Annotated in this window: 21 protein-coding genes and 1 tRNA gene; 7 read left to right on the forward strand and 15 right to left on the reverse strand. The window is 42.9% G+C overall.

The genetic code is table 11. The features are described from left to right. Positions 1-15 precede the first annotated feature (15 nt). Positions 16-489 carry an NAD(P)H-dependent oxidoreductase subunit E gene (locus ACHZBG_RS11375; RefSeq protein ID WP_320129578.1) on the reverse strand — a complete coding sequence of 158 codons (474 nt, stop codon included), beginning with the start codon at positions 487-489 and terminating at the stop codon, positions 16-18. A 179-nt stretch (positions 490-668) separates the two neighbouring features. On the opposite strand from ACHZBG_RS11375, the gene ACHZBG_RS11380 reads away from it, so the two are divergent. Continuing rightward, positions 669-1,310: a redox-sensing transcriptional repressor Rex gene (locus tag ACHZBG_RS11380; RefSeq protein WP_320129579.1), complete on the forward strand. Its 642-nt coding sequence runs from the start codon at positions 669-671 to the stop codon at positions 1,308-1,310. Here ACHZBG_RS11380 and ACHZBG_RS11385 read toward each other — a convergent pair. From ACHZBG_RS11385 to ACHZBG_RS11395, 3 genes are read right to left on the reverse strand one after another with little or no spacing between them, the layout of a single operon-like run. Next, complete coding sequence (locus ACHZBG_RS11385; RefSeq protein WP_320129580.1) at positions 1,305-2,318, reverse strand: endonuclease/exonuclease/phosphatase family protein; 1,014 nt, start codon at positions 2,316-2,318, stop codon at positions 1,305-1,307. The genes ACHZBG_RS11380 and ACHZBG_RS11385 overlap by 6 nt on opposite strands. Before the next feature lie 41 nt (positions 2,319-2,359). Then, positions 2,360-4,588: an MFS transporter gene (locus ACHZBG_RS11390; RefSeq protein WP_320129581.1), complete on the reverse strand. Its 2,229-nt coding sequence runs from the start codon at positions 4,586-4,588 to the stop codon at positions 2,360-2,362. Between the two features lie 8 nt (positions 4,589-4,596). After that, positions 4,597-5,172: an ATP-dependent Clp protease proteolytic subunit gene (locus ACHZBG_RS11395; RefSeq protein WP_320129582.1), complete on the reverse strand. Its 576-nt coding sequence runs from the start codon at positions 5,170-5,172 to the stop codon at positions 4,597-4,599. A gap of 171 nt (positions 5,173-5,343) precedes the next feature. Between ACHZBG_RS11395 and era the strand changes: the two genes are divergently transcribed. Beyond that, on the forward strand, positions 5,344-6,225 hold the full coding sequence (era, locus tag ACHZBG_RS11400) for a GTPase Era (RefSeq protein WP_320129583.1): 882 nt from the start codon (positions 5,344-5,346) through the stop codon (positions 6,223-6,225). A 113-nt stretch (positions 6,226-6,338) separates the two neighbouring features. Here era and ACHZBG_RS11405 read toward each other — a convergent pair whose 3' ends face one another. After that, the gene (locus ACHZBG_RS11405; RefSeq protein ID WP_320129584.1) at positions 6,339-6,959 is read right to left on the reverse strand and encodes a flavodoxin family protein; all 621 of its coding nucleotides are present in this window, start codon (positions 6,957-6,959) and stop codon (positions 6,339-6,341) included. 81 nt (positions 6,960-7,040) lie between these two features. Continuing rightward, a complete protein-coding gene (lysS, locus tag ACHZBG_RS11410) occupies positions 7,041-8,615 on the reverse strand; it encodes a lysine--tRNA ligase (protein ID WP_320129585.1) in 1,575 nt (524 codons plus the stop codon). 90 nt (positions 8,616-8,705) lie between these two features. Between lysS and ACHZBG_RS11415 the strand changes: the two genes are divergently transcribed. Together ACHZBG_RS11415 and ACHZBG_RS11420 are read left to right on the forward strand one after the other, a co-directional pair. Beyond that, positions 8,706-9,371 carry a septal ring lytic transglycosylase RlpA family protein gene (locus ACHZBG_RS11415; protein ID WP_320129586.1) on the forward strand — a complete coding sequence of 222 codons (666 nt, stop codon included), beginning with the start codon at positions 8,706-8,708 and terminating at the stop codon, positions 9,369-9,371. Between the two features lie 208 nt (positions 9,372-9,579). Next, positions 9,580-10,182: a hypothetical protein gene (locus ACHZBG_RS11420; protein ID WP_320129587.1), complete on the forward strand. Its 603-nt coding sequence runs from the start codon at positions 9,580-9,582 to the stop codon at positions 10,180-10,182. Positions 10,183-10,289: 107 nt separating this feature from the next. Here ACHZBG_RS11420 and ACHZBG_RS11425 read toward each other — a convergent pair whose 3' ends face one another. Next, positions 10,290-11,474, reverse strand: coding sequence for a hypothetical protein (locus ACHZBG_RS11425; protein WP_320129588.1), 1,185 nt, complete (start codon positions 11,472-11,474; stop codon positions 10,290-10,292). A 136-nt stretch (positions 11,475-11,610) separates the two neighbouring features. On the opposite strand from ACHZBG_RS11425, the gene ACHZBG_RS11430 reads away from it, so the two are divergent. Then, positions 11,611-11,684, forward strand: a tRNA-Ile gene (locus ACHZBG_RS11430). Positions 11,685-12,761: 1,077 nt separating this feature from the next. Here the strand turns inward: ACHZBG_RS11430 and ACHZBG_RS11435 are convergent. From ACHZBG_RS11435 to ACHZBG_RS11445, 3 genes are all read right to left on the reverse strand, one after another. Next, positions 12,762-12,983 carry a hypothetical protein gene (locus ACHZBG_RS11435; RefSeq protein WP_320129589.1) on the reverse strand — a complete coding sequence of 74 codons (222 nt, stop codon included), beginning with the start codon at positions 12,981-12,983 and terminating at the stop codon, positions 12,762-12,764. A 77-nt stretch (positions 12,984-13,060) separates the two neighbouring features. After that, the gene (locus ACHZBG_RS11440) at positions 13,061-13,720 is read right to left on the reverse strand and encodes a hypothetical protein (RefSeq protein WP_320129590.1); all 660 of its coding nucleotides are present in this window, start codon (positions 13,718-13,720) and stop codon (positions 13,061-13,063) included. A 66-nt stretch (positions 13,721-13,786) separates the two neighbouring features. Next, the gene (locus tag ACHZBG_RS11445) at positions 13,787-14,923 is read right to left on the reverse strand and encodes a DUF3800 domain-containing protein (RefSeq protein WP_320129591.1); all 1,137 of its coding nucleotides are present in this window, start codon (positions 14,921-14,923) and stop codon (positions 13,787-13,789) included. A gap of 159 nt (positions 14,924-15,082) precedes the next feature. Here ACHZBG_RS11445 and ACHZBG_RS11450 point away from each other — a divergent pair, with 159 nt between their 5' ends. Next, positions 15,083-15,265 carry a hypothetical protein gene (locus tag ACHZBG_RS11450; RefSeq protein ID WP_320129592.1) on the forward strand — a complete coding sequence of 61 codons (183 nt, stop codon included), beginning with the start codon at positions 15,083-15,085 and terminating at the stop codon, positions 15,263-15,265. Between the two features lie 399 nt (positions 15,266-15,664). Here the strand turns inward: ACHZBG_RS11450 and ACHZBG_RS11455 are convergent, their stop codons facing one another. Further along, entirely contained in the window at positions 15,665-15,847 is a 183-nt protein-coding gene (locus ACHZBG_RS11455) for a hypothetical protein (protein WP_320129593.1), read from the reverse strand. 33 nt (positions 15,848-15,880) lie between these two features. Here ACHZBG_RS11455 and ACHZBG_RS11460 point away from each other — a divergent pair, with 33 nt between their 5' ends. Continuing rightward, entirely contained in the window at positions 15,881-17,014 is a 1,134-nt protein-coding gene (locus ACHZBG_RS11460) for an IS110 family transposase (protein ID WP_394699391.1), read from the forward strand. Positions 17,015-17,512: 498 nt separating this feature from the next. On the opposite strand, the gene ACHZBG_RS11465 is transcribed toward ACHZBG_RS11460, so the two are convergent. From ACHZBG_RS11465 to ACHZBG_RS11480, 4 genes are all read right to left on the reverse strand, one after another. After that, positions 17,513-17,698 (reverse strand): hypothetical protein, encoded by a 186-nt coding sequence (locus ACHZBG_RS11465; RefSeq protein WP_320129595.1) that lies wholly within the window; start codon positions 17,696-17,698, stop codon positions 17,513-17,515. 670 nt (positions 17,699-18,368) lie between these two features. After that, positions 18,369-19,556, reverse strand: coding sequence for a PIN-like domain-containing protein (locus ACHZBG_RS11470; protein ID WP_320129596.1), 1,188 nt, complete (start codon positions 19,554-19,556; stop codon positions 18,369-18,371). Between the two features lie 206 nt (positions 19,557-19,762). Further along, positions 19,763-22,897, reverse strand: coding sequence for an HsdR family type I site-specific deoxyribonuclease (locus ACHZBG_RS11475; protein ID WP_320129597.1), 3,135 nt, complete (start codon positions 22,895-22,897; stop codon positions 19,763-19,765). 13 nt (positions 22,898-22,910) lie between these two features. Further along, on the reverse strand, positions 22,911-24,068 hold the full coding sequence (locus ACHZBG_RS11480) for a restriction endonuclease subunit S (RefSeq protein ID WP_320129598.1): 1,158 nt from the start codon (positions 24,066-24,068) through the stop codon (positions 22,911-22,913).

Consider the following 24,068-nt stretch of genomic DNA (forward strand, 5'->3'; position numbering starts at 1 on the left):
CCTGTTTCGTTATCCTTATTTGAACTTTTTGATAATTCCGGAAATCTGGTCTTTTGTTACCTTTCCGAATACTTCGCCGCCAACCGTCATGACAGGAGCAAGCCCGCAACAACCAACGCAACGTACGGCTTCAAGGGAGAACTCCCCATCTTGCGTAACGTCACCAAAGCCGATTTGAAGTTGCTTTCCCAATTCATCAGCCAATATCTGGCCACCCTTCAAGTAGCAAGCAGTGCCAAGACATACCTGAATGTTGTGCTTGCCAGGTTTGGTAAGCTTAAAGAAATGATAGAAGGAAATGACTCCCCAGATCTTCGCAAGAGGGACGTCAAGAAGATGGGCAACCTGATCTGCTCCCTCCCGGGAGATAAACCCCTGTTCTTCCTGAACTTTATGGAGAACCATAATGAGATTCCCCGGTTTGTTCTTCCACTCGTTGATGAATGCAATCAATTCGGGGGAGAACTTGAATTCGTTTTGTACCGACATGTAACCTCCAATACCCAGAATAATGTTTTGGTGCATCATAGCATTTTTATACGGTACATGTATATTATTAGAGACGAGTTTATGACGCAAATTGCGACACGGAAGCAGATTCTGTTTTTTTATATTGACCATTTAATAATTATAATCTACACTAAATCACATTAACAGGAGAACTGAACATGAACAATGACCAACTTGTACGAATCACACGGTACTACAGATCACTTAATCGTCTCAAGACTATTGGACTTGAGAAAGTGTTTGCACATAACCTAGCTGATGCAGCTGGTGTTTCTGCTGCAATTGTCCGTAAAGATTTCTCACAATTGGGCATACATGGGCAAAAAAGAGGTGGTTATGAAATCTATGACCTGCTCAGTTCCCTTGGAACCATCCTCGGAAAAGGCGATCCACAGAACTGCATAATCATCGGTTGCGGAAGAATCGGCCGGGCCTTGATGCATTACAATGGCTTCGAACCCGATGGCATCAGGATTGTCGCAGGCTTTGACAGTGATCCTTTGGTCTACAGTGACGCTTCCCATCCAGTTCCCATTTATCCCATCAGCAGAATCGATGAAGTCGTGGAAGCCCTTGAGGTAACTGCCGGTATCATCACAGTACCTGAGCAAGCGGCGGCCGATAGCTATGAAAGACTGGTAAAGGCAGGAGTAATGGGAATCTTGAACTTCAGCCCCATAACCCTCAAGCCACAATTGCAGGCAGATGGCGTCATGCCAGTAATTCACAATATCAATATAGCCTTGGAACTTGAACAAATATTCTATGAACTGAAATTTCCAAAACCAATAAAACTATAAAGTTTTCAAGAGGGTCAGCAATACCGGATAATGGTCGCTGACCCCACTTTTACATGAGACCTTCCAGGCAAAGGGGGTTCCATCCGGATTTGAACAAAAGGAGGGAGCCACCACCTGGCAGGAATCATAATCCCACCCTTTTCTGTCAAAAAGCAGTCCATTTCCCAGAAATTGATCATAGCAATGCCATTGTCCCGAGAAATAACAGGACCCAGGAGTCTCTTGCTGCTTTTTTGTGTCAAGAAAGGGGTTGTACCAGACATCGGCATAGACCTCATCGCGTAATCCCGTAATTCCCAGCGAACCTGTATCCATATAGGAACGAGCCTGGGAAAACCGGGTTTCGATCAACGCAGTCTGCCTTCCATTCCCTTGGAAATAGGCATCGGGATCCTCATTGAAATCCCCACACACCAATATCAGTCTTTCACTGTCCTTCTTTGTTGCACTGGTTACCGTCCGGGCCATTTCAAGACGCAAGGCTTCCGTTTCGTTCTCTTTTCCGATCTGGCTCTTGGCATGTACGGCAAACAAGGCGATATCACCATATTTTGTATCAAAGATTGCCTCAATGACAGGCCTTGCTCCTGGCACATCATGAACCATGATCCGTTCAGGCTTTTCCCGACTTATTACGGCAACACTGATAGCCCCACCCTTCTCACTGGCAGTGGCATACCAGCAATAACCCTTTCTGGCAAGGTGGCGTTCAAGGAGGTCCGATACTACCCTCGCATTTTCGACTTCCTGCAAGACAAGGACATCACAAACTCCAATTTTACGATTTACCAGGACCTCTGATACTTTTTTCAAGCGTTGGTGATAGGCTTCGGTATTCCAGCTCTCGGAGGGCTTGTATTCCTCATATTCGGTTCCATCAAGAGTTGCATCCATCAGATTCTGGACATTATAGGTAAGCACCTTGAAGGAATCGAGGTTCGGGGAACTTGCCTCCAAGGAACAACCACTCAAGGAAAGTAGCACAAGCAGAAGGATAAGAATTATCATAGACACCTCATCAAGGCAGGTGCATATACACTCCTATTGCTTCAACTCCTGGAGTTCTTGCCCAAGGAATAACTGAAGTAGAGTTCTGAAAGAAAGTCCTGGATGTCAAAAAGAGCAAGATCCATTTCCCGTCCCTTGAGAATTCCCAAACGTAGATTCTCGAAGCAAGGATTCTGCGAAACGTCACAAATATCCAAGACTCCCATGCAAAAATCCCTGACATAACCCCAATTTTCCGTCTCAAAGGCAACAAGGATCTCGTCATAGCATTCATCGATCTGCGGAAGATCCCTTGCTTCAGTGAGAAAGCCCGAAAGGAAATCCTTGACGTCCCCGTTGTTCATCAATTCATACAGGTTGGAAAGCCGGGGTGAACCAAATTTCAAGAAAGAGGCCAGAACCGCATATCTGGTTTGCCGAAAGGTTGCCGAGCGCCGTTGTTCGACGGAAAGGAAGAAATCCTGGTAGAACAATCCTTGTTTATCCATAAACCGCTTGGCCAGGAGAAAGTCAATCTCCTCGTCAATATGCCGGGCTTGCAAGGAAAGTTCATTGACGATGGAAAGATACTCTGTACTTTCCGTTATCCGGGCAAGGGATTTGCTTGCCATCGAACGAACGGAGGACCAGCGACCCTCAAGCAATAGTTGAGCTAGGACCTCTTTGGCCCTGGGTTCCTTGCCATACGAACCGAGTACGGCAATTGCATCAAGCTGGACATAGGAATCATTATCCTGGGCAATTCGAATCAACACATCAAAGAGTGCCGGTCGTGGTCGGTCAGCCAAAGCTCGCAGGACTTCTTTCTTGTCAGTCGAGAACGGAGAAGCAAGGATGCCTCGCATCTCGCTGGTTGCAATATTGTTAAGGTTGTTCCCGAGGGCAAGCATCAAGGCACGACGCTTGGCAGGATTGGTGGTACGGTCAAGTTTCTCAAGCATCGATACGGCCTGCAGGCCGTGCACGGAAAAGATTACCGCGGCCGCTGCCTGCGAAGAATAAGATCCTACTTCCTGCAACCGGGTGGCAACCAAGGTCTCTACGGCCGTAAGTCCCAGTGCAAATATGAATACCAAGGAGTACCCATTTCCCGCGACCTGCCCTTCCAGGGTAAACAGATTTCGGGCGAGCTCTCCCTGGGCAGCGAGCATTCCACTGACCAGACCTACCGCAAAGGCAATGATGGCAATGACAAAGTTAACCATGGAATTAAAGGAAATTGCTTCTTCATCAGGCATTACCTGGGCAACCAACCGGACAACCAGGATGCTGACCATGGAAATAAAGAAATTGGTGAAAAATCCCAGGATAAAGAACCAGATGGGAGGGGTGGAGGCAGGCAAGAGAACCCAGATAACCAGAAAGAAAAGCGTAAACAAAGAGGACAGCACCACCAAGGGGCGCGAGCCCAATCGGTCGGCGAATTGCTTACTAAAAAAACTGGCAAAGACAGCGGAAAGGCCAAGGGCCACCGAATACAGGACAACCATACTGCCTGACAGATGCAATTCCACACGCAAAAAAGGAACGGTCATTCCGAATATCACGGCCACACAGGTAGAAATCCACCTAAGCAACAGACGCCTGCTGAGCATATGTTGTTGCATGGCTTCCCGAAACAAGACCCAGACATTCCTGCCTTTTTTGTAGGTCACGACACTTCTGCATGGAATATGGCGAATCTTTCGGGAAGCCAGGGTATTGCCGACGACCCCGATCATCTGGAGCATCAACATACCAAACAATCCTGAGAATTGCTGGAAGCCCAGTACCAGCGCCATAAGGCATCGTACGATCATCGAGGAACTTTGATAGGCAACATTGACGTTGGCCACTACCTTACCGCGATTGGAAACACTGCTTATGCTCTTCAGCGTAAAGTCATTGAGGGCAACCCCAACCATACGAAAGATGCAGAAGGCAGTATAGATACCCAAGAGGAGCAGTACCGCGGCACTTCCTTCCAAAAAGAACAAGCCAAGGTACCCAAGGCATACGAATCCCCTGAGATACCATACGGCAGACTGGACCTTGACCTGATTTTTCCCCTGGAACAATCGGGGAACAAAGGGAAGGACAACCCCGGCTATATAACTTGCCGAGGCAATATAGCCCAAGGCAAGGCTACTGGCACCGAAGCTTAGAGCAAGCAAATACACAATGGTATCAGCAAGAAGACTATACGAAACACCATTGATCGTTTCCTCGATGTACATGGCATTCTGACCAGCTTTTTTCTCTGCTTCATTCAAATATTTTGTCTTGGGCATCAAACTTCCTATAGTTCAGCTCGGGTAGAAACAATCTTGCTTACAAGACCATATTCCTTGGCTTCCTCACTGGAAAGCCAATGATCCCGTTCAGTATCGGAGTTAACCTTTTCAATGGTATTTCCTGTTTCCTTTGCAATGAGGGCATCAAGCTTGTTGCGAAGCTTCTGGATCTGCAGGGCATGAATCTCGATATCGGTTGCAACCCCTTTCATCCCACTCATCGGCTGGTGAATAAGATAGGAAGAATTCGGAAGGGCAATCCTTCGCTCGACAGGAACGGCAAGAAGAACCAGTGCCGCGGCACTTGCCACCAAGCCCATGCCGATCATGAACACCGGGCAAGTGACAAAACGGACCATGTCGAATATGGCATACCCACCATCGACATCCCCGCCGGGACTGTTGATGAAGATACGGACAGGCTCGCTACTTTCTCCCTCGAGGACCAGCAACTGCTTGATCACTTGCTCCGCACTTTCCTTATTTATCTCCCCGCTGAGCATGATCGAACGGGTTTTCAGTAATTTATCATTAATTTGTGGATCTTGGACTGCAGGTTTCTTCTCTTCTTCCTGTGGCATGGAAAGCCTCTCTTAGCTATGGATTTATGCATCTGGATGCACTCTGAGAGTATACGGGATAACAGCCCAATTGAAAAGGGATACTGGCAAGAAACAAGGATTGTCGGCTTGAGCTGCTACAGTAGGCAGTCTCCTATCTATAGGCTATACTCAGATTTGGAGGAATCATCCATGAAATGTGCTACTGTTGCAATTATAGGGAGGCCGTCATCCGGCAAAAGTACCCTTCTCAATACAATATGTGAAATGAAAGTCTCAATTACCGCCAGGACTCCACAAACCACTCGCAATGCCATCAGAGGTATTTTTACCGATGAACGAGGCCAATTGATCTTTACCGATACCCCGGGTTACCATCTCAGTGACAAGACAATGAACAAGCGCTTGCAAGAGACCGCGGTAAGAAGTCTGGAAGACTGTGATGTCATCCTCTACATGCTCGATGCGAAACGACCGGCAGGGGAAGAAGAGCTTGCCATTGCCCAAATTCTGGCACTGTCAAAACCTCCGGTGGTTTGCTGCCTGAACAAGAGTGATATCCTCAAGGAACATGAAATAGAGGAAGGAAAGCAGTTCTTGCATGAACACCTACCAGAGTCAATCATTCTGGTAGCCTCAGCGAAGAAGGATGAGGGAGTGGATGAAATCCTCATTGAGCTCTTCAAGCTGGCTCCGGAGGGCGAGTTGCTCTATCCAGTGGACTCCTATACCGACCAGCCCCTGGAATTCAGGATCAGCGAGATCATCCGGGAGAAAGCCATCAATCTGGTTACCGATGAACTGCCGCATTCAATTTTTGTCGAGATCGCGGATATTGAGAACAAGGAAGAGGAAAACACTGTCTGGGTACGAGCGTTCATCAATGTCGAACGTGACAGCCAGAAAGGCATCGTCGTAGGGAAAGGCGGGGAAAACATAAAGAAGATCCGCCAAGGTTCCGAAAAGGAAATACGGTTGATTTTCCCAGGCAGAAAACTTCGCCTGGATTTGCAAGTCAAGGCCAAGGACAAATGGAGAAACAATTCCATTGTCCTCGATAAGCTTCTAAGTTAACGCATACTGAGCATTTTCAAAATTGAATTCGGAAAATCTAGACTCAGATCAGTGGATGCCGTAGGTTCATCAGAATAAGCAATTTGCAAAAATGCAAATTGCTTTTCTTATAGTCAGCGGATGAAATTCGTCCGTGCCTGTTTTTCGGTCACAGGTCTTTTCACCAAATCTTTTCCGGCTTCGATGCTCTTGAGCAACCAGGCAAGATTTGCCCCCAGGTTCCGCATGACTTGCATACCCTCCAAATCTTGCTTGACTTGTTCAGGTGTCAGCCCATGGACACTATTCCAGTACGTGGAAGAGACCACAGGCATCTGGCTGATGGTAAAATACTTGTTCAACTGGTCAAAGGCCGCACTGGATCCGCCACGACGGCAAGAAACCACGGAACACCCCGGTTTGAGGGCGAAACTACCACCTGAGGCGTAGAACATCCTGTCCAAAAAAGCACTGAAGGCTCCGGCTACGGAGGCATAGTGAACAGGGGTTCCGAGAACTAGGGCATCACAAGCTTTTGCCTTCTCGATCGCCGTATTCACCAAATCATCATTGAAGGCACACAGCCCTGTTTCCCTGCATTTTCCACAGGCAATGCATCCACGGGTCTGTCCTGCCCCGATATGCAGGATTTCATATTCAATTCCTTCTTTTTCCAGGGACGAGGCGACTTCACTCAAGGCAGTATAGGTACAGCCCTTTTTGTGGGGACTTCCGTTGATCATCAAGACTTTCATGTACTGCTCCTTATTTTTGTAAGAATACACCCAAAAAGAAAGGAGGGCAAATGCCCTCCCTGCAATAGACAGATCAAAGACTTAGTAGCGCTTTAAAATAGGAAGGACCTTTTCTTTTCCGCAAGCTTGGATGAAGGGAGCCAACTTCGGTCCTTTCTCCTTGCCAATGAGTACTTGGTAGACTGCAGTAAAGAAATCCGAGGTCTCGACTCCATTATCGGTAGCCGAAGCATAGAGTTCTCCGACAAAAGCCTTGTCCTCGATTTGATCCATGCGGGAAACAACCTCAGAAAGAGCCTGCACAGCCTTCAATAGGCTGGGTTCCAACGCTACCTTCGCATCATCTTCAGAGGCAAGCTTGAACTTGAACTCCTCGGGAGCAAACAGGGTAATCCAGTTCCAGGCGCACAGGCATCTCACCCGTAAACGTTCTTCCTGACTCTTGGTCATCGGATCGAGGGTAGAGAGCACGTCATCAATATTTCCACTGTGGATCTGGAGTACGTTGCACAAATGGCGGAAAGGAATCTGATAACAAGCCTCACTGGGAACAGAGCCGACCTGGCTCAACTCATAGACTCTCTTTTCCTTGGCCATACGTTTCTCGTTGACGGGAAGCAAGCCGAAGTAAATCCTCTCGCAATTGTCATAATCCTCATAGATCTTCAGTACATCGAGATCGAAGGAGATGGAAAATTCCGTATTGGGGCGGGTACCCGCAAACATATAGCGGGTAATTTCCGGGGTATAGACTTCCAGTACATCATAAAGAGAGACAACCTCTCCGCTGGAGGAAGAGATCTTTCCTCCCCTGCCCTTGATACTGATAAAATCATATTGGAACGAAACAGGGGCGTGGGCTCCGAAGACTTCGACTATCTTTTTGGAAGTGTCGAAGGAGCCACCTTCGCTATGGTGATCCTTGCCGGCTGGTTCGAAATCGACTCCCTCATTCGCCCAGCGCATCGGCCAGTCAATTCTCCAGGGGAGTTTTGCATAGCTTGTAGTTCTCAGATCAAGGGTCTCTTCCTTGCCATTGTCATCATCACGGTAGGTAACGCCATAGGCACCATCCCAACCCAGGACAGTGGTATTATCCTTGTCCGTGAAGGAGGAAAATACGGAGATGGGCCACCAATCTTCCCCGAGGGGTTCGGTGCGATATTCATCAAGGATTGCCTTTATCTCTGCTCTCTTCTCAAGGGCCGTGCGCATGCCTTCGGCATACTGGCTGCTACGGTAGCGTTCTGCCTGATAAAGAAACTCAGGGGAGACGCCCACGGTAGGAAGAATTTTCTCTACATCAAGTTCATTGGCCCGGGCATAATTATCGGCACGACCAGTGGTATCGGGTACCAAGGTGATGGGTTTACGTAAATAGGTTGCCAACAACTCCGGTTGGGGCATGTTCTTGGGGACCTTGCGGAATACATCGTAATCATCCCAGCTGTAGATGAAACGGACTTTCTTGCCTTTGGCCCTCAAAGCTTTCACTACAAGGTCGACAGAGATGATTTCCCTGAAGTTCCCGATATGCACGGTGCCAGAAGGGGTTATTCCGGAAGCACATGTATAGCATTCCTTCTCGCCCTTCTCCCGAATGATCTTGTCGGCGTATATGTCCGCCCAATGTGTAGATACGTTCTGTTCGCTCATAGTCCGAGATTATAGTGAAACCACTACAGGAATTCAACTGGCAACAACTCCATATTGCCAAAACAAAAGGAGAGAGCGTATACTCATAGCATGAAAAAAGTCATTGCCTTTGCCTTTTGCCTTATATTGTTGTTCCCTTTGTTCGCCGAAGATGCCCAGGTTCCCAAGATGGAGCCGGGAACGGTCATCGAAACCGGCATTGCTTCCTGGTATACCAGCGACAAGGCGGAAAGCCTTACTGCAAACGGTGATAGTTTCGATCCCAATTCCCTTTCGGCGGCTCACAAGACGTTGAAATTCGGTACCATAGTTCGGGTTACCAATCTGGATAACGGAAAAAGTGTTGATGTCAGGATAAATGATCGGGGGCCTTTCGTGGACGGAAGAATCATCGACCTTACCCCTTCGGCGGCCAAACAGATCGATATGCTTACTAACGGAACTGCAAAGGTAACGCTTACCTTGATTTTCGAGCCTGAGGTTCCCGAATCAAAATACAATCGAGCCGGGGATACCGGGTGGTACCAGATCCAGGTCGGTTCCTATAGCTCCGTGATCACGGCTTATTCCCAGTATGATCGATTGCTCAATGCGGGACTGAGGCCGTATGCAGAGATGACTGAGGCCAACACAGTTCGCCTGACGGTTCGTTGGATTCCTGCCTATCAACTGGACAAGACGGTCAAGGCACTTTCTGCCCTGGGTTTCGACCAGAAGGATATTCTCAAGAAAAGCGAAGCAAATCCGTATAAATAGAATTCATCGAGCAAAATCCAGAAAAGACCAAGCATCAGAAAAAGCGACATCCCAAAAGGACGTCGCTTTTTTGTAAGTTGCACCATTTTCTCCTGCTCTGGTATGTTTTGGTTTTTGGATATATACTATACCTGAAAGAAAATAGTTTTGTCATACAATCAGTAGCTTGCCAACTATCACCTTTCAAAAGTCTAGAAAGGAGCACAATATGATGAAGTTTTCCAAAACGCCACTAGGGCTGCAAACTCAGATTGACACGTTCAGATCCAAGCTCGATGGTTTCGAAAGGGAACATGGGACGATCGAGGACAGTAGCAACGACCGCTATTATCTCTTCTATTTATATTTTCTCCTGAATGACAGCAAGAGTTCCGCAGAATATATAAAGTGGTACGAAAAACATTTCCCTACAGATATCGGGGAACCCTTTCAGCTTCTCTGCTGGACTTTGATGATCCATAGAATGGGATTGGATGCGGACAGTCTCTTGGCAAGAACCATGCTTTCCAATATCTATCTGATTCCCCGGCTTCTCGGGCAACCAGGTTCCGGATCCAATATCTGGCATGCCATTACGTTCGAAGAGAGTGAATATCTCGATTCTTTTCCTGAAGAAATTACTGCAGCGATCAACGATGATGATCGATATTGGATCGAGAAAAACTATAATTCAAAAGAGTACCAAGATGCTCTTGCACGCTATATTGATATAGATACAAAGATCAAGACGCTTCCTGATGGTAAGGAGCGAACTAAATTGGTCAATGAATCCTGCCATCTTACGGATAGTTTCAAAAAAACAATTCTATAAGGCAGAGACAAGAAAGGACTTGAAACCAACTGAGAATTTGGGATTTCAGGATATGAGCAAAAGAGAGGCTTCCAAAAGGAAGTCTCTTCTTTTGTACGATTTTGCTCTTAGAAGTGCAACGCCATGGTCACGGAACCTACAATGGGATTGCCATAATAGACATAATTGTCATTGGTAAAGAGATAGGCAACCTGGTATCCCAAGGTAAGGGAATCGAAAAGTACAAGGGTTCCCTGAACTCCTGTACTTGCCAGGAAGTTGGAAGATGAAACAGTGGTATTGAAGTAATTGCCTGCGCCATACCCTAGGTCCAAAAAGAGAGTGACTTTGGGAAAGAACCCTTGGGACCAGGGCTCTGGGCCACAAATTCGGAGATCAAGATTATTGACTACGGTAAACTGGGTGTTATACGTCCAAGAGGCATAACCCCTGACTTTATTCCCGAGGGAAATAGGACCTTGTACAGAAAGAGGAACGGCCGAACCATCAGTCCAATTGACATTGAATCTGTCGGCAAGCACGACAGAGAAGGCATTATTGGTTTTGCCTGCTTTGAGACTATAGAGTGTCTTTGCTATTTCCGTGTTTGAGGTGATGCTATAAAACGATGCTGTGCCGTCAAGCAAACTGTTGAGAATCGAGGGCCCATAGTTCAGGGACAAGTCACTGACCAGGCCATTTTGGGTAACTATCTTGTCATCCATCATATCCAGTGTAAGCCCTGCAACAAGGGTGGTTTGGAGCATTGCTGAGCCATTTGTACCAAAATCCGGATAATATGCATTGTTGGAGGGAGAAACTCCATACGAGGAAAACCAGTCAGCTATCGATGATACTGCATGGGTTGCAGTCCCATTCTGTCTGGTGCTTCCGACAACCATGGAATCCTTATATATTTCCATGGTATTTTCAACTCCGATATAGGCTGTCCAAAGGTCTTTGGAAGGAACCGGCGATTTTAAAAAGCCCTGGGATACTCGTATTTTGGAATCACTCTGAAATACATCATAGATAAGAGGGTTATCGGTAATGACAGACCCATTTGTAGGATCTTGCCATATTTTGCGCTGGCTGTATCCTAATCCAAGAAGGAGTTGCAACTCTGTTCGGTTGCCTTCAATGAAGGATAGTCCATCATACCCTCCGCCCATGATGGCATGGGTGGGAACCAAACCTTCAAGTATTTCGGGGTGTTGATTCCAACTGTCAAAGACGTATCGCCAGTTTGAGGCATAGGATACGCTTGAAATGACAAGCAAGAGAACCAGCACAATAGTCAATTTCTTTCGCATCGAGAATCTCCTAGATTTGGTAAGAATCATATCATGTGGAAACAAGAGGAGCAATGCAAACAGGGTTTTTTACAACAACTGGCCTTTTCTGCTTTACATTCTTTTGAAAATCTTTTAGATTAGATACGGTTTTCCCGGGCCTATAGCTCAGTTGGTTAGAGCATCGGACTCATAATCCGTGGGTCGAAGGTTCAAGTCCTTCTGGGCCCAAAAATCAGAACTCCTTGTAATATGCAGGGAGTTCTTTTTTCACAATGTAATAGAAAGCACTACAATGTTCTAAAAACAATCCTTATAGGAACATAACCTCTAAAATAAGTTTCTTTGGTATCCTAAGAATGAAATACCCTACGATTGATAACGAATTTCAAATTCAAATTTCATTAGGGGCTTGCTGTTGTTGTTGAATCCAGAATGATATGAATCTAATAATCCAGTGGAACATGAAATAAACCAGCAGAAATAGCGAAATCTGGATAGTAAACGGTGTTTAAACGCTGTTTAATCAGTTCTTAGCTTAAATGTTTAATAAACGATAAACACTGAAATAAACATAAGAAATGTCTATCCAGCGTTTAATAGCGAAAATTTTGTAAACAGCCAATAAACGTATTTCGCGAAATGGCAATACGGAAATAGCGAAATTAAATATCAAATCATTACTAATCAATTTTTCCAGGAAATGTTGTCTTCAACCCAGGACTTACAGATCAGTTTCTTCAGCTTCTTTTATTGAATCCAAGTTTATATGGAAAGAATAATCCAGTAACTCATGGAATAAACCAGAGGAGATTGCGAAATTTGAAGAGATATCAAGCGTTTAATGAACGTTTAAAGGTTATCCCTTCATTTTGTTTAATAAATAGTAAACACTTTAATAAACGCCATAAACTAGCATTGCCGTTTAAACAGCGAAATTTTATTAAACAGCCGATAAATATATTTCGCGCAATAAAGGAATAAGAATTGCGAAATTCTATTTATCGCAACCCCATACACTCAAAGGCGTATCAACTTCAAAGGAATACGGATCAATCAATTCCACAGGTTCTGCAGCTTTCGCCCTTACGTTTACGAACTAACCTTTTTGTTTAGTAGGTTCTGTAAGCACATTCCCTTCAGCATCATAAGTACCATCGTTATTAAAAATATTACCAATGATTGAGATGTTTGCAAAATTAGGTACAGGGTATCCTTCCTTTGCTTCAATCCCAAGTTGTTCATCAGCTTCGATATCTCCTTTGGTACGATAGAGAATTGAGCTTGATTCTGCAGCATCTGCAAATTTTAAGTAATAGTTGCTTTTAATATTCTATAACTCCCCGCATCGGTACCATACTTATTTTTATATAGCAGATACCAGTTCAATGAAGCATTGGAAAGATCTTCCCCATTAACAACTGATGCCAGACAGAACCGAATACCTTCGACTCCCGTCTGTCCCCCAATAAGAAGGTTCTTTATATCTTCGGTAATAATCGATTTTGATCTGATATGAGCATCAACCATGATAGCCTCCTATGCATATACACAGATAGGATAGCAAAATGGGGATATGCAGAATCTAAGGGCAATTTGATATTGGACTAGTTATGGTTATCTTTCTTTTTCGTCGCTTTATCGAATTGATTGATTTCGAAACCAAGGATTTTTATGCTTTGGACAAAAGGTGCTAAAATAAGCATTATTGCTAGAAGGAACATTAATCCAGCATTCTGGTTGATGACGATTTTCCCAAAATTTACTAAAAGTGCAAAAATCACAAGAACCACTGCTAGAATCCAACAAACATAAGAAAAAGTTTCAACTGTTTTCTCTTGTTTTTCTTGTTTCTCATTCTTCTTTTGTGATATTCCAGTATTTCTATAATAATCAAAATCCCCAAGAATATCCTCAGGATTCCCAATCGGATTACTTCCAATTTCAGACAACGGAGAATTAACCCGTTGCAAATCAAAGAAAGGTTCTACTGCTTTTGGAAAGACTAAATATGCTGGCGTACTTTTATCTTCAAGATATGCGAGGTCCTGTTCAAGTTGCCTGTTTCCCAATCTGATGGAGCTTTCTGTTTTTCGGCTTTTTACTTCAAAGAGGAGAATCGGAATATTCAACTCTTGATCAATGACTGCTAAATCAACAAAACAATTCTTACCAAGGTTATACTCAAGTGTAAAACTATCTTTTGGATATCGATGCTTTACCAAATAATCAATCAGATTTTTTATGGTATTTTTCTCAAGTTCCATCACATACCTACCTTTTTATTAATCTTCCTAGAAATAAATCACCTTTTGCTTCATGCTTATATCAATTTATTTTGGTTGTGCTTGGAAATCCATTTCCCATTTCTCAATAGTCTGCTTACTACGTTCAATTACCTCTTCAGAAAGGGGTGTATTCATAGTTCGATCTAATCGTTCGATTGCTTCACCTAATAAACGTTCTTTGGTTAATATATAAGATGATGTATGAAATCCTACATATTCAAGCAAATTATAAGTATTCGGCCATTCAATAGACATCTGTTGAATTCTCTCTGAATGAGAAAGAACATAAAGACAGATATCTACGGTCTGTAATCCAAAACTTTTTGATGAATCACTGATTTCAAAACTGGTTTTCTTAATTTGCTTTAATTCTATAGTTCCATTTTCACCAAGATTAAGAGTATTTAAAACCTCTGGATCTGAAGCAACTCGGTGTATTTCACTCAAAATCTTCCGAATCTGATCTTGATTATCATGAGTGATTTTCATGATTGGTGATTTATGCTTGCTAGAATAATTAGATAGCATACTCATCAGTGGCAAAAAACCTGCTACATGTGGAAGATGCATCCATCTATCTTTTCTAGATTTGGTGTATGTTGTTATACCAGATGGATTCTTCATTGCCCATTCCGCTGCATCCGAAATAATTTGTCTTGCTCGTTCATCTTTAATTCTATGTATCCTTGCTAAAATTTCTTTACAAGTATCAATAAGCACAGATTTGGAATCCGATTCAGTTCCGGCAAATAAACATTCCTCGTAAAAGCTATGTGCTATCTCAACTGGTAAGATTTCCATTAATATTCCGAGTAATGTCAACCTCAATGTTCTTACTTGATAGGCTTGAAACCTTGCCCCTTTATTCTCAATATTGTCGAATAATGTATCATACAACTTTGCGTATGCCATAAAATCTTTCTCAATTATGGAATAAAAAAATGAGACTGAATTTGAGCTTAGAATCTTCAAAAGATCAGATGCGTAGGCTTCTAATTTATCAACGTTTTCTGCACCATGAATTTCAGAAATTCCATTTTTAATTAATATTTTTTTAAATCGTCCATCTATATCAAGATCAAGGTTTTTAGTTGAAGCTGCAGCCATATAGTGAAAAACTGGTTGTTCTGGATCTTTGCTATTCTTTCCGGTGTGACCAGCCTCATCAATATATACAAACATGAAACACCTCCAAATATGTGCTAATGGTACAGCACAATGAAGCCCAAGACCATCCTTAATTTTTATAAAATATTTCTGATAGTTGTGCTTGCCCTATGGTAATGTTGAAGTTAAACTCTTGAAAGAAGGACAATTAATATGGATTAGAAAATATTTACCATGAATATTATCGATGCTCTTACATGGCCTTTATTAATTTTTACTTTTGTACTGATCTTCAGAAAACCATTTAGAACTCTGCTTGAGCGACTAGCAAAACTTGATTATAAGAGAGTATCATTAAGTTTTGCTGATAAAATGGAAGCCTTAAATAGTATTACCAGCCAAGAAGAATTGAATTGAATAGAATAAAAGTATCAGATAATTCAAAAAAAACTGTTTTACCAGAAGATATTGTTCAAGAGTCACCTAGAAATGCAATTTTCCTAGCGTGAGAACTAGTAGAAAATTCTATAATCAAAAAAGTTTCCGATTTAAAAATTCCAGTTAAAGATTCTTATCGTTACTATATTCCGGGATTAATGCAAGATTTACGCAGATTCAGCACAATCAATAACGATAGTTCAAGAATTTTTAATTACTTGAAAAATCTAAAAAACGACGCATCAAAAAATCCCGATTTATTCATATCTACCAATGATGCAACCACTTTTATCAATTTCGCAAATCTCCTCATTAATAGAATATCAGAAGCTAATCTAGTATCATTGGATCAGACTACCTAAATATTTCTGAATCTACCTATAAACCTGAATATAGAAGCCAGGCACAATAAGCCCCAGCCACCACACCCAAAGCATCAACTGCCAGATTTTCCCAGCTCCATTCATTCCCCGGAGCCTTGTGATCACCATCTTCCTTACCAATTCCAAGGAAGATACCGCAAAGAGCTCCTGTCACTGGTTCATAGAGCAAACCTTGCATGAACAGCCTTAGCACATGCAAATGGAAGTCACCATGGAAAAGATAGCTTACATAGGTGTTGATGTCCATAAGGACACGAACAGCGCATTCATGTTCTACCGTGACGATCAGGGAAATCCATCGTATTACGAAATTGGCACCATTGCTTCGGGTTCCGTACCGATGATGAAAGCAATCAGAAAAGCATTGTCAAACTGCAATCTGGATCCTGGCTTTGAGGTCCTTGTGGGATATGAGGCAGGGCCGACCAGCTACGGCCTCTGCAAATCCCTCCAAGGCCATGGATACCACTGCGTGATCATAGCGCCCACAACGATAAAGAAAGCTCCTGGAGAGCGGATAAAGACAGACCGCAGGGATGCCAAGATGCTTGCCATGGCGCTTGCCACAGACGCCTACAAATCAGTGTACATACTGGATGATGAAGACCAGGCTACCCGGGAGTTTACGCGGGCGAGGAATACATTGAAAGGGCATCTGAAGAAAGTAAAGCAGCAATTGCTCTCTTTCCTGCTGAGACTTGGTCGCGCATATACTGATTCCGGCAACAACTGGACCCAGAAGTACATGAAATGGGTGGAATCACTGGAATTCAATGATCCAATGCTGCAGTATTCATTCCAGACATATCTGCAAGAGATCAAAGACTTGGAAGTCAAGATCGACATGATGGATAAAATGATAGAAGGCATATCCAACCAGGAACGCTACAAAGACAAGGTTGAGAAATTGGTGTGCTTTACCGGAATCGAGACCCACACAGCGTTGGCCCTTGTCTGTGAAGTTGGTGACTTCCACCGTTTCCCCTCTGCAAGGGAATTCTCGAGTTACATAGGGCTATGCCCAGGACAGGTATCCAGCGGCAAGCATATTCAATACACCGGCATCACGAAAACCGGCAACTCGAGGGTGCGGACTTTGCTTGTCGAGGCAACTAAAGGCATCAAACGATCGAATCCATACAGCAAGAGCTGGAGAATATCGAACCGACAGCAAGGGCAAAGTCCCGAGATCATTGCATATGCCGATCGTGGGGCCAAGAGAATCAAAAAGCGCATGCAGAACCTAGCATTCAGGTGCAACAAGAATGTGAATGTCGCAACCGCCGCAGGGGCCAGGGAACTCGCATGTTTCGTGTGGGGAATGATGACGGGCAACATTGCCTGACTTCATATACGGGTGAGGGGGACAACTCAGTGCATGATTCAGTTATCTTCGTTGACGCTTTGAGGCAGAAGACTTACTCCTGATCCTCGTCGTAAGACTGACAGAGCTTTTGGCGAACCATTGACCTGTAGGTAACCAATCCACGAATATCAGAGTGGTCAAGTGCCGAAAAACTGCAGTTTCCCTCTCATCTACGTTTTTTAATTATTGACACCGGTCACATCATATCAGCATCTTTTCATCATCGCTTTCTGAATAAATGTTAATGTCCTGAATATTCGCGCGCGTAAGCACCATCGTTCGCAAATACAGTACCACTTGTCGCACCATTGGCACCGATTAGTTGTTCGCACCACTAGCACCACTGAAATCAATTTGAGCACCACTTATTAAGCAACATGCCCCAGAATATCCGTATCGGAATAATTTGGTTCCGGTATCAAATTCTGAGGAGGTCAGCATGACCAAAAAGATCAAAGTGAAGCTCATTTTAGAGCTTCATGAGCAAGGGATGTCATTGAATGAGATATCCCGTTCAAGACATCTGTCCAAGCACTCAACTTGCCAGACAATGGAGTCTGCAAAGAAGAAAAGCATGTTTCCGAAGAAGTCTATGAACCAACTGATATGGAGTATGTTCATAGGGAACTGGGAAAAACAGGAGTAACCCTTAAGTTGTTGCATATGCAACCTCCCTTGAGTTGAATTCATCCTTCTTGGACATTTCTCAAGGGTAAATCTGAATGTTTCAGATAGAAAGATTGCTGTCCCGACCCAACGGAAACTGTCCCATTAATCGCAGACTGAGGTCCTGTATAAAACGCAGAATCTAACTGAGACTAAAAAATCATAAACTGCTATATTTACTGTCTTTTCTTGGCTAATAGTTGAGTAATTCGGGACCAATATCACGTAACTTTTCCGGCTGTGCCAATAATATAGTTGAGTAACCCTCTGAGCCCCCTTTTGGGGAACATTTTATTGTGCAGGCTCGCAGGTACAATTGTATGTCTTGCCCTCAACTTTGATACAAAGAATTAGGAGGAAAATTGGTACCCCCCCCCTGGAATGCCGCATTTTAAGGATTTATATAGGATGAAGCCTTTATGTACCAATATAGCAAAGTTGAAAATGCTTGCAAAGACAGAGCTAGTGTATAATTTAAAACCATCGGATTGGCGCGCATAAGATAAATCTAATAATGCTACATTTTATTAACTAGTATCCATAATAATCATAGGTTCAAACGGAACGCTATTAAAGCCCGACGCAAACAATATCGAGGAGTATTGCAAAAATAATAAATTAATCCATTCTCTGCCACCCCAAAGCCAATTGGCTGATGATCCTCAGGCTATCCTGTAATTGATGCAATAATTGACTCCTCTCCAGTTATATTAAAGTAATCTATCAGACTTTTTGATTTGGATTGTAATTCTTGCAAACTTTTTTTCCCGAAACAACGAAAACTGGCTAATTCAAATAAAGTCATTTTAGAAAACATTCCAACAGTTGTGACTTTCGCATATAAACAGCAATTTGCTGCTCTAGGTGTTAAATCTAAGATTTGAATTGGGATAACATAAATAGCCCCCGGAAGTGTTTGAATTGCTTTCTTTATAACTTCCTGCTCTGCCTCTGAAAGATAATCGGCTAGATTATTTAAGGTAGCTCCCCAAGGAACAAGGATATTAAGTTGCCTTTTTAAGTAGTATAAAGCCTTGTCTGTATTCTTTTTTTCAAGTTTTTCTTGAAGTCTGTTCATTAGCTTCGTTAAACTCTTAACTTGATTTCTGTGGGCTTCCTTGAATTCTTTTAAATTCATTATTTGAAGCCAGCATCCAGTTTCTTCTTCGAATTCACTTTTTAATTTAACTTTTGAATCATCACTAAACCAATCTTCTTTTTTATCGTTTGTTATAAAAACAACTTCATGCCATCCAGATTCTTCTTTAAAGATTTCATTCGTTGCCTTTATCATTTCTTTCCATATAATAAAATCCGAATATCTGCCAATACCTTTTTTACCATTATCTTTATATCCTGGGGGTATCTGGTTTCGGAATCTAAACTCGGCTTGTTCATACAATTTTAATTTTTCTGTATAGGAAAAGTTTTCACGATAAAGCCTTGACCGAATAAAAGGCTCTAAATCTGAAATAGATTCCTCACAAATAGATTTATTTCTAGTATTTGTATTAGATTTTAGTTCTTCTGCTTGCTTGATTATGCTGGAACTTAAGCACTTTTTAGAGAAATGTCTCCAATCTGGAATTGTTTCAACTAATACTCTTAGAGCAGATGTAGCTTTTGCCCAAGTTTGAAACGCTTGGTCTATTGCTTGAATATTATTCTTATTAATCATCCTGCAAATTTCTTTATATTCGTCATACACAGTATGGAGGACATAAATATTATCAATGAAGGGATTGAACAAATGTTTAAATTCCTCAACACTCAGACCGTCTATCTTTAAGGGTATCAGAAGAATGTTGGTATCAATAAAAATCAGAGTGTTTGAGTGGTTGTCTCTGTTGTTCATAAATTCCTCTTTTCCTTTTTACAACTTCTATAAAGTAAATACTCGAAAATTTTTAATCATAGTACAGAAAAATAACTTGCATGGGACATCTATATTTTCTGGATTCAGAAATTGAGCAGCATTTTGTAAACGGAATCAGTTTTCAATCCCCTAGTGGGACTTCTTCCCACACCCATCAGAGGAGTACCCTGATTTAAACTAGATGTTCAGACATCAAACCCGCCTTTGATGATAAAATCCCGCAAGAACTTATCAATTTTTATCGTAACCTTGTACTCCTTGAGCTTCGTTTTCTCAAAATCTTCAAGGAACGCTTTCGCCTTCGTCCTATCAACTGTGCTGACCAAGTCATCGAACCGACCGTATTCATTAAGATTGGATGGGGTTGCCCGGAATTTCATGAAACCCCTCAGCTTCTCCTCATCCATGCCAAACACTGAAGCCAGCTTGTGTATCTGATCGTTCTTGATTCTTGCCTGATACTCAATTACATAATCCTTGAATGTCTTTCCCGCCTCAATGGCCACGCTTCCTCTTTGGATGTCATGGAGAAACAATGCAGCATATTTCTGCTCTTCCTGTGTAAGGGCAGCAAATGACTTGTGAAGCTCATCCAGTGTCTTCTGCTTTTCCTCCTCATCACCTAGGTTTAGCGCCTTCAAATATTTCTCGAACCGGGAATCCATATATTCTCTATCGATCCTGCCGGTATCAATCTCCGTAAGGTTTCCATCTATAGCAAAGGGGACTTCATCGGGAGTTTCCGATTTCCCATCGCTATCAGAAAAAAGTTCTTTGTATCGTTGGGCAAGGATGAGATATTCATTCTCTTCAAATGATATTACAATTGTTTTCTTTTCTTCACCTTCACCAAACGAGTAATTAGTCTTTTCCCATACGAAACCCTGCACCCTGGCCGCCTCAAGGTAATCGTTGAGATCCTTGAAAAGCGATGCAAACTTGCCTTTTTCAGAATTATCGGCTGGAAGCTTTTCTCGATCCGGAATCCCAGCTTGGGTGAAGAGATCAGTAATTTCTGCATATATCAAATTTAGATTCTCCAAGTTCTTGTCGAGTTTCTCGACGAAGAGATCAAAGGGCCTGTCGCCCGAATAAAGTTTTACGGCCTTCTCGATATTCTTTTCCATCGTGTGGGGCTTCCTGTAATATCTGATCATCCCAAAAGGCTTATCTGGACCGAATATCCTGTTGGTCCTCGAAAAGGCCTGGATGATATTTTCATACTGGAGTAGTTTATCCAGATATAGAGTATTCAACCATTTGGAATCAAAACCTGTAAGCATCTGGTCAACAACAATCAGGATATCGATCTGTTTTTCAGGTGTTCGGTGGATCTGCTGATAAGGATCCTTATGGGCAAGCCTGTTTGCAATATCTTTTTTAAACTTGTCATAATTCGAGAGGGTAAAGTCTTGGCCGTATCTGGCATTATAATCTGTTACAATCTCTATAAGTCCATCTTCTTTGAATTCTACCCCACCATTATTATCTATCCCAGGATCAAAAAGACAGGTCACTCTCAAATCTGGTTTTTCAGATTTCAGCAACCTATAATATATTATTGCTTCATGAATACTACTGGTTGCAAAGATTGCATGAAACTTACCGCCACGGCTCAAGGTAGGCCAATTTTCGATTATGTCTTTTACTACCATTTGTTGGTGTTCGGGAGAAAGATATTGGGGAGTAGGAATATAATCCTCATTCCCCCAGACCTCTGCTCCATCCTCGCCAACATACCCAGCCATCGGTACTTCATTCATGAATCGATAGTAGATCCTGCTTTTCTTTGGATCCATTATTGCTTCTTCTACTGAATCTGCTTTTGCTTTTTCCAATGCAACAGCTTTCCTTAGGTCCTTGTCACGGAATGTAAGAACCTTGTAGGGATCGAATCCAAGGACATTCCTGTCACGAATTCCATCCGCTATACTATACCGGTGAAGCTCATCCCCAAAAACAGTGGAAGTGGTACTTTTCTTTTTCTGATTTTCTTCCAATATAGGCGTCCCCGTAAAACCGAAGAACATTGCCCTAGGAAAGGTTTTCTTTATGGTCAGGAGCATCTCCCCGAACGTGGAACGATGTGCTTCATCCACAATGAATACCATCCTCTTGGAATTGATCTTAGCTAAGTCGCGTGCACCAAGTCCATCGTCGTTGATCCTGCTCATCTTCTGAATCGAGGTGACTATGAGTGTATCAGCAGGATTCGAACTCTTCAATCGGGATATGAGCACATATGTATCCTCTGTGGCCTGGACATCCTCCGTCTCATTTGCGAACCCTCGGTATTCCTTGAGAGATTGGGTCCCAAGCTCAATCCTATCCATGAGGAATACAACCTTGTCAGCATCTTTGGAATTGGCTATCAGCTGGGCAGACTTGAAGCTTGTCATTGTCTTCCCGGACCCTGTTGTATGCCAAATGTACCCACCCCTCATCTCACCCCCATCCCAGAGAGCCTTGGACACCCTATCGGAGATGGCACTTGAAGCATAGTACTGATAGCTGCGCATCACCTTGAGAATACCGTCAGAACCATCAGCAACAGTATAGAAACCAATCAGCTGATGCGCCATTGGTATGGAGAGAAGAGCCGACACAATATCTTGCCACCCATTGATTGGTATATTGTTGAAATCAGCCCAGTGGAAATAGTAGTCCTTGACGAATTTCCCCTCCGGGCCGGGGTTTGCAAAGTAAACCGCCTCATTCGGCTCCATCGCTACAAATACTTGGATGAGAGAAAAGAGACCAGAAAAGATCCCCTCATATGCATATTTCTCAATCTGGTTGTATGCTTGGCTAACGGAAATGCCGCTTCTCTTCAATTCGATATGTATTACAGGCATCCCGTTTATCAAGAGCATCAAATCACCCCTGCGATCATTTGCAATTGCTTCACGTGAGGTGAATTTCGGTTGCTGCACTATCTGGTAGCGGCTTTGCCCGGCTGCAATCTCGTTACGGTCATAAATTTTGAGACTGATTTCTTTCCCGAAGTGTTCAGTATCTTTCGGATTGTCACGCTTGATGGAGACTGTCTTTCCATTGATGAAGCCGTTCAGCTTAAGAGGCGTTCTCAGTGCTATAACCTGTTCCAGTATTTGCTGCATCTCACCATCGGTCAGAGGGTGACCATTCAGCCTATCACGAATCATATTGTTGTTGTTAAGGATCTCTTTCCAGTTCTCGACCAGGTCTTTCTCAGTCGGGTTCTTGATCACCTGCTGTTCCCAGCCTTTTCTGGAGAGCTCTTCAATGAGAGCCTTTTCGAACTCTGATTCCTTCGTGAATACTGAAGTAGTTTGATTCATCTCTATACCCGCCTTATACAAACATTCTTTCGAGCATTGATTTCTTGATATTCTTCAACTTCTCAAGCTTACGTTGATGAAGAGTGATAAGGTTGTCCAAGTCGTGTAGGAATGTAGAAATCCTTTGCTGTTCCTTAAGTCTTGGTAAATATACTTCAACACTGTGAACATCATTTCTGTTCAATGTTGGTACACCGCTACCTGTTCCAAACCGAATCAAATTCAAATTCTGATACATGTAAAATATATATAGTGGGTAATTGCCTCTGAAGTCTGTAACCCATAAAGCGGTGTTGTGGGGCCAATAATCTTGATTTATATAATGAATATTGCCGATAGTCCCAGAACGTCCAGTAACTACACCTGGTGCTTTTACCTTGTATTCAGAATGATATCCGCTAATTCCATTTGACATTACAACAGGATAACATCCACTCTGCATTTTCTGTCGTGGGAGGTCAAATCCTCTTTGCAAAGGCGCTACATTAATAACCTTACGCTGTTCCCAAGGGTCAGTAAATCCGACAAACCTTATCTCTGGAATGCTTGAGCCGTTTTTCGGGAACATTTTCTCGAGCATAGATTTTTTTATAAAAACCATTTTTTCATACTTACGCTGATGAAGGGTGATAAGATTGTCAAGATCAGCAAAAAACTTAAAAATCTTGTCTTGTTCAGCATTGCTCGGCATCATTACTTCAATCGTTTTATAAGCTTCGAATGAAATATTTAGTAACCCATCCATCCTAGCACCAGATGAAACAAGCCGCCGCAATTGCTTGTCTACTCGCGTATCATTTAAGACAATCGCCGTGAAATATGGGTTATTATCTCCGACCCCAAAACAATGATAGACGAATGGAATCCTTGCTTCATCAACATTTAGTGCGAAACATGAACCGTAGGGCTTGTATTTAGAAGCCCCATGATTGTATGCCAGCTCTCCCCTTTTCAAGAGAATATATTTTGCCAAACTTTGCCCTGCATTATCACTCGAATACTTCTCTGATTGATTTATAAACCCACTTGCTGCTGAAATCATTTTCACAGGAGCAGTAGATTCCGAGTCTGTTCTTGTAATGCTCGATACGAAGTCATCAAGCTTACGCTGTTCCCAAGCATCATCGAACCCAGCAAATCGAATTGAAGGTTTCCTTGCATTCTCTGACAT

The sequence above is a fragment of the uncultured Sphaerochaeta sp. genome, assembly GCF_963676625.2.
GTDB lineage: Bacteria > Spirochaetota > Spirochaetia > Sphaerochaetales > Sphaerochaetaceae > Sphaerochaeta.

What these genes read in the sequence shown, in the direction of transcription:
- ACHZBG_RS11450 (WP_320129592.1), top strand. Translation starts at nt 15,083, where the DNA reads ATGAATATTATCGATGCTCTTACATGGCCTTTATTAATTTTTACTTTT.
- ACHZBG_RS11380 (WP_320129579.1), top strand. Translation starts at nt 669, where the DNA reads ATGAACAATGACCAACTTGTACGAATCACACGGTACTACAGATCACTT.
- ACHZBG_RS11440 (WP_320129590.1), bottom strand. Translation starts at nt 13,720, where the DNA reads ATGGAACTTGAGAAAAATACCATAAAAAATCTGATTGATTATTTGGTA.
- ACHZBG_RS11385 (WP_320129580.1), bottom strand. Translation starts at nt 2,318, where the DNA reads ATGATAATTCTTATCCTTCTGCTTGTGCTACTTTCCTTGAGTGGTTGT.
- ACHZBG_RS11435 (WP_320129589.1), bottom strand. Translation starts at nt 12,983, where the DNA reads ATGGTTGATGCTCATATCAGATCAAAATCGATTATTACCGAAGATATA.
- ACHZBG_RS11390 (WP_320129581.1), bottom strand. Translation starts at nt 4,588, where the DNA reads ATGCCCAAGACAAAATATTTGAATGAAGCAGAGAAAAAAGCTGGTCAG.
- ACHZBG_RS11395 (WP_320129582.1), bottom strand. Translation starts at nt 5,172, where the DNA reads ATGCCACAGGAAGAAGAGAAGAAACCTGCAGTCCAAGATCCACAAATT.
- ACHZBG_RS11475 (WP_320129597.1), bottom strand. Translation starts at nt 22,897, where the DNA reads ATGAATCAAACTACTTCAGTATTCACGAAGGAATCAGAGTTCGAAAAG.
- ACHZBG_RS11480 (WP_320129598.1), bottom strand. Translation starts at nt 24,068, where the DNA reads ATGTCAGAGAATGCAAGGAAACCTTCAATTCGATTTGCTGGGTTCGAT.
- ACHZBG_RS11465 (WP_320129595.1), bottom strand. Translation starts at nt 17,698, where the DNA reads ATGCAACAACTTAAGGGTTACTCCTGTTTTTCCCAGTTCCCTATGAAC.
- era (WP_320129583.1), top strand. Translation starts at nt 5,344, where the DNA reads ATGAAATGTGCTACTGTTGCAATTATAGGGAGGCCGTCATCCGGCAAA.
- lysS (WP_320129585.1), bottom strand. Translation starts at nt 8,615, where the DNA reads ATGAGCGAACAGAACGTATCTACACATTGGGCGGACATATACGCCGAC.
- ACHZBG_RS11470 (WP_320129596.1), bottom strand. Translation starts at nt 19,556, where the DNA reads ATGAACAACAGAGACAACCACTCAAACACTCTGATTTTTATTGATACC.
- ACHZBG_RS11420 (WP_320129587.1), top strand. Translation starts at nt 9,580, where the DNA reads ATGATGAAGTTTTCCAAAACGCCACTAGGGCTGCAAACTCAGATTGAC.
- ACHZBG_RS11445 (WP_320129591.1), bottom strand. Translation starts at nt 14,923, where the DNA reads ATGTTTGTATATATTGATGAGGCTGGTCACACCGGAAAGAATAGCAAA.
- ACHZBG_RS11375 (WP_320129578.1), bottom strand. Translation starts at nt 489, where the DNA reads ATGTCGGTACAAAACGAATTCAAGTTCTCCCCCGAATTGATTGCATTC.
- ACHZBG_RS11405 (WP_320129584.1), bottom strand. Translation starts at nt 6,959, where the DNA reads ATGAAAGTCTTGATGATCAACGGAAGTCCCCACAAAAAGGGCTGTACC.
- ACHZBG_RS11425 (WP_320129588.1), bottom strand. Translation starts at nt 11,474, where the DNA reads ATGCGAAAGAAATTGACTATTGTGCTGGTTCTCTTGCTTGTCATTTCA.
- ACHZBG_RS11460 (WP_394699391.1), top strand. Translation starts at nt 15,881, where the DNA reads ATGGAAAAGATAGCTTACATAGGTGTTGATGTCCATAAGGACACGAAC.
- ACHZBG_RS11415 (WP_320129586.1), top strand. Translation starts at nt 8,706, where the DNA reads ATGAAAAAAGTCATTGCCTTTGCCTTTTGCCTTATATTGTTGTTCCCT.
- ACHZBG_RS11455 (WP_320129593.1), bottom strand. Translation starts at nt 15,847, where the DNA reads ATGCAAGGTTTGCTCTATGAACCAGTGACAGGAGCTCTTTGCGGTATC.